Annotated in this window: 8 protein-coding genes, 2 rRNA genes and 1 riboswitch; of the genes, 4 read left to right on the top strand and 6 right to left on the bottom strand. The window is 37.9% G+C overall.

The features are described 5' to 3' along the window. Positions 1 to 110: 110 nt before the first annotated feature. From purB to BJ095_RS13235, 4 genes are all read right to left on the bottom strand, one after another. On the bottom strand, positions 111 to 1,406 hold the full coding sequence (gene purB / locus BJ095_RS13220) for an adenylosuccinate lyase (protein ID WP_107935921.1): 1,296 nt from the start codon (positions 1,404 to 1,406) through the stop codon (positions 111 to 113). Positions 1,407 to 1,420: 14 nt separating this feature from the next. Further along, positions 1,421 to 2,545 (bottom strand): 5-(carboxyamino)imidazole ribonucleotide synthase, encoded by a 1,125-nt coding sequence (gene purK, locus BJ095_RS13225; RefSeq protein ID WP_107935923.1) that lies wholly within the window; start codon positions 2,543 to 2,545, stop codon positions 1,421 to 1,423. Further along, positions 2,542 to 3,030, bottom strand: a complete 489-nt coding sequence (gene purE / locus BJ095_RS13230) for a 5-(carboxyamino)imidazole ribonucleotide mutase (protein ID WP_107935925.1) — start codon at positions 3,028 to 3,030, stop codon at positions 2,542 to 2,544. Before purE ends, purK begins: the two co-directional genes overlap by 4 nt. A 270-nt stretch (positions 3,031 to 3,300) precedes the next feature. Continuing rightward, positions 3,301 to 3,400, bottom strand: a riboswitch (purine riboswitch). Positions 3,401 to 3,689: 289 nt separating this feature from the next. Then, entirely contained in the window at positions 3,690 to 3,878 is a 189-nt protein-coding gene (locus tag BJ095_RS13235; RefSeq protein WP_107935927.1) for an NETI motif-containing protein, read from the bottom strand. 265 nt (positions 3,879 to 4,143) lie between these two features. On the opposite strand from BJ095_RS13235, the gene BJ095_RS13240 reads away from it, so the two are divergent. From BJ095_RS13240 to BJ095_RS19095, 4 genes are all read left to right on the top strand, one after another. Further along, positions 4,144 to 4,860 (top strand): response regulator transcription factor, encoded by a 717-nt coding sequence (locus tag BJ095_RS13240; RefSeq protein WP_107935929.1) that lies wholly within the window; start codon positions 4,144 to 4,146, stop codon positions 4,858 to 4,860. Next, positions 4,850 to 6,226, top strand: coding sequence for a sensor histidine kinase (locus tag BJ095_RS13245; RefSeq protein ID WP_107935931.1), 1,377 nt, complete (start codon positions 4,850 to 4,852; stop codon positions 6,224 to 6,226). The genes BJ095_RS13240 and BJ095_RS13245 overlap by 11 nt, the downstream gene beginning before the upstream one ends. Continuing rightward, entirely contained in the window at positions 6,223 to 6,954 is a 732-nt protein-coding gene (locus BJ095_RS13250) for a PepSY domain-containing protein (RefSeq protein ID WP_107935933.1), read from the top strand. The genes BJ095_RS13245 and BJ095_RS13250 overlap by 4 nt, the downstream gene beginning before the upstream one ends. Before the next feature lie 103 nt (positions 6,955 to 7,057). After that, positions 7,058 to 7,537 carry a PepSY domain-containing protein gene (locus BJ095_RS19095; protein ID WP_107935935.1) on the top strand — a complete coding sequence of 160 codons (480 nt, stop codon included), beginning with the start codon at positions 7,058 to 7,060 and terminating at the stop codon, positions 7,535 to 7,537. Between the two features lie 203 nt (positions 7,538 to 7,740). On the opposite strand, the gene rrf is transcribed toward BJ095_RS19095, so the two are convergent. Together rrf and BJ095_RS13265 are read right to left on the bottom strand one after the other, a co-directional pair. Next, positions 7,741 to 7,856: ribosomal RNA gene (gene rrf / locus BJ095_RS13260) — 5S ribosomal RNA — on the bottom strand. Positions 7,857 to 7,985: 129 nt separating this feature from the next. Then, a 23S ribosomal RNA gene (locus tag BJ095_RS13265) occupies positions 7,986 to 8,079 on the bottom strand; the annotation flags it as partial.

Genomic DNA, 8,079 nt, shown 5'->3' on the forward strand with positions numbered 1-8,079 from the left:
TCGTAGGACGCGACGATTTTAGGCTAACTTCCTCTTTAAACTTCATTTGAAAATCTGTGGCATCCGCCGGAGGCTTAGCATATTCATTGAAGTTTACTTCAATGAATATGCTAGTTTAGTCCAAGACGTTCAAAGATCATATCTACATTTTTAATGTGATAGTTATAGTCGAAGCAGTCATCAATCTCTTCTTTTGATAATAAAGAAGAAACTTTTTCGTTTGCTTCTACTAATGGGCGGAATTGCTTTTGTTCATCCCATGCAATAGCAGTAAGTGGTTGAACCGTATCATAAGCTTCCTCACGTGATAAGCCCTTATCGATTAATGCAAGCAAGATACGTTGTGAGTAAATTAATCCGAATGTGCGATCCATATTGCGTTTCATGTTTTCAGGGAATACCGTTAAGTTCTTCACGATGTTTCCAAAACGGTTTAACATGTAGTTTAATCCGATAGTTGCATCTGGAATAATTACGCGCTCTGCCGAAGAGTGTGAGATATCACGCTCATGCCATAAAGATACGTTTTCATAAGCTGTTAACATATATCCGCGTAATAGACGAGCAATACCTGTCATGTTTTCAGAACCGATTGGGTTACGCTTATGCGGCATTGCAGATGAACCCTTTTGACCTTTTGCAAATCCTTCCTCTACTTCACGTGTTTCAGATTTTTGCAGGCCGCGAATTTCTGTTGCAAACTTTTCAATAGAAGTTGCAATTAGAGCTAAAGTTGAGAAGTATTGCGCGTGACGGTCACGTTGTAATGTTTGAGTCGAGATTGGTGCAGCTTGTAGACCTAATTTTTCACAAACATATTGTTCAACGAATGGATCGATGTTGGCATAAGTTCCAACTGCTCCTGACATTTTACCTGTTTCAATTACCTGTGCAGCAGTATCAAAGCGTTCAAGGTTACGTTTCATTTCCTCAAGCCATAATGCAAGCTTTAAACCAAATGTCGTTGGCTCAGCATGTACACCATGAGTACGTCCCATCATTACAGTGTATTTATGCTCTTTTGCTTTTTTAGTTAAGATATCGATAAAGTTCACGATATCTTTACGTAAGATTACGTTTGCTTGTTTGATTAGATATGATAGAGCCGTATCAACTACGTCTGTTGAAGTTAGACCGTAGTGAACCCATTTACGTTCTTCCCCACAAGTTTCAGATACCGCACGAGTGAAGGCTACTACATCATGACGCGTTTCTTTTTCGATTTCATAGATACGATTAATATCAAATGAAGCGTTTTGACGAAGTAATGCTACGTCTTCTTTTGGAATGTCCCCAAGCTCAGCCCATGCCTCACAAGCTAAAATTTCAACTTCTAACCAAGCTTTAAATTTGTTTTCCTCTGTCCAAATTGCGCCCATTTCCGGACGTGTATAACGTTCGATCATGTTTTCTTCTCCTTTTATTCTGACCAGATGCCAGAATGCTCGATTTCTTTAAGTGTGTCGTCAATATTATCTGTCAAAATCGTTACATGCCCCATTTTACGATCCACTTTTGCTTGAGTCTTCCCATAAAGATGGATGGACCAACCAGGATACTTAGAAATAGAATTACTTAATGGCATCACATGCTGACCTAGAACATTCACCATTATCGATGGTTTCATAAGCTTTGGTGCTCGAAGTGGCCATCCACAAATCGCTCGAATATGCTGACCAAATTGAGATACATTACAAGCTTCAATGGAGTAATGCCCTGAATTATGAGGTCTAGGTGCAAGCTCATTAATGATAATTTCACCATTTTCTAAGACAAACATTTCTACAGCTAATGTACCAACAAGCTCTAGATGATCTGCTATTTTCTTCGCAGCTTCAACCGCTTTGTTGTAAGTTTCATCAGCAATACGTGCAGGTACAATCGTTTCATGCAAAATGTGATGAACATGGATATTCTCCCCAACAGGTAGACAATACGTCTCCCCCTGTCCATTTCGCTGAACAATGACAGATATCTCTTTTTCAAAAGGAACGAAACCTTCAGCAACACATTGCGAATGCTCAAATAGCTCTTTTGCCAATGGTAAATCATCTTTTGAAGTTAATAGTTGTTGACCCTTACCATCATAGCCACCACGTGAGGTTTTCACAACACTTGGATAGCCAATTTTGTCGATTTGATTCAATAACTCGTCGTAATTCTTTGCTACTATGTATGGTGCAACAGGACAACCAGCTTCTACAATTGCAGCCTTTTCTGTTACACGGTCCTGAGTGATGCGAACTAGCTCAGCACCCTGTGGAACATATGCAATCTCTGTTAACCTCTTTAAGCCTTCATAATCTATGTTTTCAAATTCAAACGTAATTACGTCACTAACATCTGCTAACTCTTCTAATGCAGCCTCATCATCAAAAGGAGCTACAATTCGAATATCGGCAACTTGCCCACAAGGCGAATCCATCGCTGGTTCAAGTACAGCAATTTTATATCCAGCCTCTTTTGCTGAAAGAGCCATCATACGGCCTAATTGACCACCACCAATAATGCCGATTGTCTGTCCAGGGAAAATCATTTTTGTCATGATAAGTCACCCGTGCTTTCTAATACTTGCGCCTTAATGGCTTCACGACGTGCATCCAGTCTTGCTGCTAACTCATTATCTGTAATCGATAAAATTTGAGCTGCTAATAGTCCTGCATTTGTTGCCCCAGCTTTTCCAATTGCAACTGTTGCAACTGGTACACCACCTGGCATTTGTACGATTGATAGCAATGAATCCAATCCATTTAACGCTCTTGATTGGACCGGTACACCGATAATAGGTAAAGTTGTTTTAGCTGCAACCATTCCTGGTAAATGAGCCGCTCCACCTGCACCTGCAATAATTACTTGAATTCCTCTTGAACGAGCGTTCTCTGCATATTCAAACATAAGATCGGGCGTACGATGCGCAGAAACTACTTGCTTCTCATAAGGCACCTGTAGCTCTTCAAGAATATCGCATGCATGCTTCATCGTTTCCCAGTCACTAGAACTTCCCATAATAACACCGATTTTTGGATTCATTTCAATCTCTCCTTCAATCTTCGCTCTTCTTTACGATTACGCTTTAATGTCTTTAAAACTAAATATATTTCAATCAATTTTTTCTGGAATGACTATCTAGCCAATTAAGCTTGATAGTTTACATCAATTTGTTAACACTTTTCCATTTGAACAATAAAATAGCCCTCAAATAATCCACTCTCTCCTACACGAAGAAAGCAGATTACTTGAGGACATAAGATTGAAAGAGAATGAAGTGAACATAGTACACACCCACACCTTTCTATATACCAAAAGCTCGCTTTCCCGCATAGTCCAACATTTTCGGTGTCGGGTAGAGACACTAGAGCCATATTCTCTAGCATATATGTGGGATATCATATTTAATGGTGACTAAATTACTTACTTACTTACTTACTTACTTACTTACTTACTTACTTACTTACTTACTTACTTACTTACTTACTTACACGTCCTCTGCAATCATTGTCTTGTGATTTGTTTCAAGCACTTACATGACCATGCTAGAGGCTAATCTTCTAAAATAGTATTTTTCAATATTTTTAGAAGTTTTACTTCCTTCTCACATTTTAACAACCCTTCAGAAGAAAATCAACGGTAAAATGCGAACGATAAATTTTCAGAAAACGGTAATGTTCGTATTTAGGTTAAAAGTCTCCTTATTCTTCTAGCAAAATCCCCTTAAACATAATCTTTTGACGTAGATACGTCGGCTCTCCGTCCACAATGTGAAATACCGGTTCTTCCTTACGTCCCATTGCCATATATCCCTGTTCCTTCATACGCTCTAGACATTGATCAATTGTTTCATTTTCTTCAACTTCAAACCAAATTTGTTTTTTTCCCATGCTTAATTCCTTTCAATCATTGTAGTAACAATCATAACAAATATTAAATCGTCATTTCTGATAAAGTATTTAAATTCTTTATTAATTTACCTATTACAGTTGCATTCAAAATGGATATCCTTTTTCATATTTTTCAGCTTAACATCGCTGAAATGATTATTCCAAAATATATAACAAATATTTTCATAAAAGTGGGGTTTTCTCATTAATTTCTAATGGAGATTATGTATGATTTTATATAAGAAGAAAAAAGTGAGCTGATAAGATGACTGATAAAATTTTAATTATCGAGGATGAAGAGAATATTGCCCGTGTTCTGCAGTTGGAGTTAGAGTTTGAGGGCTATGAGGCAGATGTTGCTCATACAGGAACGAGTGGCTTAATAAAGTATCGCGAGGGAAGCTTTGATTTAATACTTCTTGATTTGATGTTACCTGAGATGCATGGTTTGGACGTTTTAAAGCGAATCCGTGCTACAGAGCAAAACACGCCGGTCATTTTACTAACTGCTAAAAGTGAGGTTGATGATAAGGTCAAGGGATTAGATCTCGGCGCAAACGATTATGTAACAAAGCCCTTTGAAATCGATGAATTATTAGCACGTATCCGAAATTCTATTCGATTTTCTAAGATGAAAAACCCTAAATCACTGGCTGATGAAAAAGATACTCATCTAGTAAGCTATGGACCTCTTTCTATTCATGAGCAAACCCGTGACGTGCTTTACTTTGAAAAGCCGGTTGAGTTAACTCCACGAGAGTATGATTTACTGCTCTATTTGCTTAAACACGCAAAACAGGTTTTATCACGGCAGCAAATCCTGGAGGCTGTGTGGGGCTTTGATTACTTTGGCGATACCAATGTAGTAGATGTCTATATTCGTTATATTCGTCAAAAGCTAGAGTCGGTAAACCCTACAGCTATTATAAAGACTGTGAGAGGCGTTGGTTATGTCTTAAAGGAGTCCAATCATGAAGCTTAGGACAAAAATCCATCTTATCACTACTTTGCTTATGCTGATTTTATTGGCATTAATGAATAGCGGTGTTTATGTGCTATATGAGCAGCTGGCTATCAATACTGAATATAAGCAATTAAAAGTGCGAGGAGAAGAACTTTTAACGTCTTTTAATCAATTAACCGATGTAGCAGTAACTGATCCATATATAGTTCTACGTGCTTATATGCCAACAGATGGTGCAATTCGGCTATTAGATGCGTCTGGAAAACAATTGAGTTCAGTTGATGCTTCACTGGAAATCGAAAATATCAAGCTGGAATTAGGGAAAGATGAAAACTATGCCAAAAGAGAGATAGAAGGCACTCCTGTCATTATGATTGAAACCCCTGCCATTTGGATTGATGGGAGTGTTGTTAAATTACAGCTATTACAGCGTTTAACTGAAGTTGCGAATAATGCTGAGTTGTTAAAGCTAATTCTCATCGCTGTTACAACTATAATAGCCATCCCTCTTTTACTTTCCAATATGGCACTAAGCCGCATCATTTTAAAGCCATTAGACCGTCTAAATCTAGCTATGAAGAAAAGCCGAACGACTGGTACCTATGAAAAAATTGAAAAAGCAGAGGCTGGTAAAGATGAGCTTGCTGAAATTGGGAGAACATTTAATGGAATGATGGAGGCTCTTGAAACAAACTACAAAAAGCAGGAACAATTTGTATCTAATGCTTCCCATGAGCTAAAAACCCCTCTTACAGTAATCGAAAGCTATGCGAAGCTTTTGTTACGAAGAGGCTTTACGAATGAAAAGGTAGCTCAAGAAGCCTTAGAAGCAATCGCATATGAATCGGACCGCATGAATGATTTAATCGTTCAAATGCTAGAGCTAGCGAAGAATAAAGAGAATGCCTCCCTTTCTATTAATCAGGTAGACGTCTCCTTACTTCTTGAAAGCACAGTATCCCAAATGCACCAAGCCTATAATAGAACATTTGAAATACAAGGAGATTCACATCTATCCGTTCAAACAGACGGAAAAAAACTAAAGCAGCTTTTATTTATTATTTTGGATAATGCACGAAAATATAGTGAAGATAAAATTATTATCACTACAAGGAAGCAAGAAAAATCAATCTCTATCGCTATTCAAGATTTTGGTGAAGGAATAGCACAAGAGCAGATTCCTCATCTGTTTGACCGTTTTTATCGGGTAAGTAAGGATCGGAACAGAAAAACGGGTGGTTCAGGGTTAGGTCTTGCAATTGCAAAAGAGCTATCTAAGAAGCTGCAAATCGTTATTAACGTTCAAAGTGAATTAGGTGGAGGAGCATGCTTCACACTGTTAATTCCCTTCAAAATAGAAGCTAAGCAGGAGGAGCAAAAATGACAAAGTACACTAAAGGGATGATTGCTTTAGTCATCCTGATGATAACCGTTACCGCCTTTGTCATTTGGCTTATTCATGATCGCTTTTTTGAGTCCACAGCCGAGCTTACTGTACAAGAAGCCTCACAGATGATTACTAACCTCTATGGAGGCTCTGTGGAATCGATTGAAGAGAAGGACGATATTTTCTATATCTCTGTCGTTCGAAATAATCTAACCTATGATTTTCAAATCGATACACAAACCGGCAGCATCCTTCAATTAACTAAGAATGACAACAAATTACCTAATGCTCTAACTAATGTGAAAACAAAGGAGGAAATTCAAGCTTTAATAATGGCTCACCAAAAAGGTTCTATTCATTCTATAAGCTATCAAGATGCTGCAGAGCAGCCTCAGTATATAGTTGAGATATTAGAACAGGAAAATTTAAAAACAGTAGTTATGCATGCCATTACAGGTGAAATACTGTCTGAAGAAGTGAAACAACCAAACACATCTGATAATCATACACTATCAATACTTTCTAGTGAACAAGCAAAACAAATTGCCCTATCCCAGCTCAATGGCACAGTGGAATATGTAGTATATGAGGCGGCTAATGATGGAGGCTATTATCTCGTTGAAATAGACGGAGAAAATCAAGAATCCATCTTTCAAATACATGCCGTTTCTGGAAAAGTGATGTCTGTGACTAAAGAGGACGACGATAGTGACGATGATGATTAGAAAAGCTTCATAGTATTCTAATGGAATCCTAATCTTTCTCTCTCCTTCTTATAATTTACCGCCAGTATTATAAAGGTATCAAATAAGTTTAAGGAGAGAACACATGAAAAAGATAATTTTAGTACCTGCTTTATTAGGAATAATGAGTATTGGAGGAGTAATCGCCGTATCTGGTGACAACCTAGTTGGTTCTGCTAATTCTTCTAAAGAATTAACAAAAAATGAAATAGAGAAAAAAGCATTGGCAGAAGTAGATGGAAAAATCACTGAAATTGAATTAGAAAAAGAAGGGGCTGCACTTCTTTATGAAGTAGAAATAGTAACTGCCGATGCAGAGCATGACCTAAAATTCAACGCCTTGACTGGTGAATTACTAAAGAAAACAAAAGATGATATTAAAAAGTCTAAGCCTAATACGAATATAAATTCAAACAGCGCATCTAAAGATCATCCAGTACCTTATCAATATTCTCATGGGGATGATGATGATTTTGATGATCAATATGATGACGATGATTTTGATGATGATGACTGGTATGATGATGATTTTGATGATAACGATGACAACAGGTATGATAATTAATCTATAGATAATGAGGGAGTAAAACAACACGGTTTACTCCCTTTTCAATTTGTAACATAGCAGCTAACTTCGACGTCTAGTGTCGAGCAGATACTCATGTACAGTATTTCTTTTTCTTATACGCACCGATGAACCTTCGGCTTTAATAATAGTTGGGCTATTTTTGAATATAAAAAAACCACTGATTAATCAGTGGTTTCGTTGCCTAGCGACGTCCTACTCTCACAGGGGGAAGCCCCCAACTACCATCGGCGCTAAAGAGCTTAACTTCCGTGTTCGGTATGGGAACGGGTGTGACCTCTTTGCCATCATCACTAGACTTGCACATAGATGTGCTGGCTTCGCCTTTGCAACATGGACGTTGCGCTCTTAGGCGAAGTTCCTATTTGTTTCTGAAAGAAGCTTGTTCTCTCAAAACTGGATAAAGACATTGATTGCATTCAAGATTTTGGTTAAGTCCTCGATCGATTAGTATTCGTCAGCTCCATGTGTCACCACACTTCCACCTCGAACCTATCTACCTCATCGTCTTTGAGGGATCT

Source organism: Ureibacillus chungkukjangi, from assembly GCF_003217295.1.
In the GTDB taxonomy this organism is placed as follows: Bacteria; Bacillota; Bacilli; order Bacillales_A; family Planococcaceae; genus Ureibacillus; species Ureibacillus chungkukjangi.

Bases quoted from the DNA above. Each gene is read 5' to 3' on its own strand.
- BJ095_RS13250 (WP_107935933.1), top strand. From the start codon at position 6,223: ATGACAAAGTACACTAAAGGGATGATTGCTTTAGTCATCCTGATGATA.
- purK (WP_107935923.1), bottom strand. From the start codon at position 2,545: ATGACAAAAATGATTTTCCCTGGACAGACAATCGGCATTATTGGTGGT.
- BJ095_RS13245 (WP_107935931.1), top strand. From the start codon at position 4,850: ATGAAGCTTAGGACAAAAATCCATCTTATCACTACTTTGCTTATGCTG.
- purE (WP_107935925.1), bottom strand. From the start codon at position 3,030: ATGAATCCAAAAATCGGTGTTATTATGGGAAGTTCTAGTGACTGGGAA.
- BJ095_RS13240 (WP_107935929.1), top strand. From the start codon at position 4,144: ATGACTGATAAAATTTTAATTATCGAGGATGAAGAGAATATTGCCCGT.
- purB (WP_107935921.1), bottom strand. From the start codon at position 1,406: ATGATCGAACGTTATACACGTCCGGAAATGGGCGCAATTTGGACAGAG.
- BJ095_RS19095 (WP_107935935.1), top strand. From the start codon at position 7,058: ATGAAAAAGATAATTTTAGTACCTGCTTTATTAGGAATAATGAGTATT.
- BJ095_RS13235 (WP_107935927.1), bottom strand. From the start codon at position 3,878: ATGGGAAAAAAACAAATTTGGTTTGAAGTTGAAGAAAATGAAACAATT.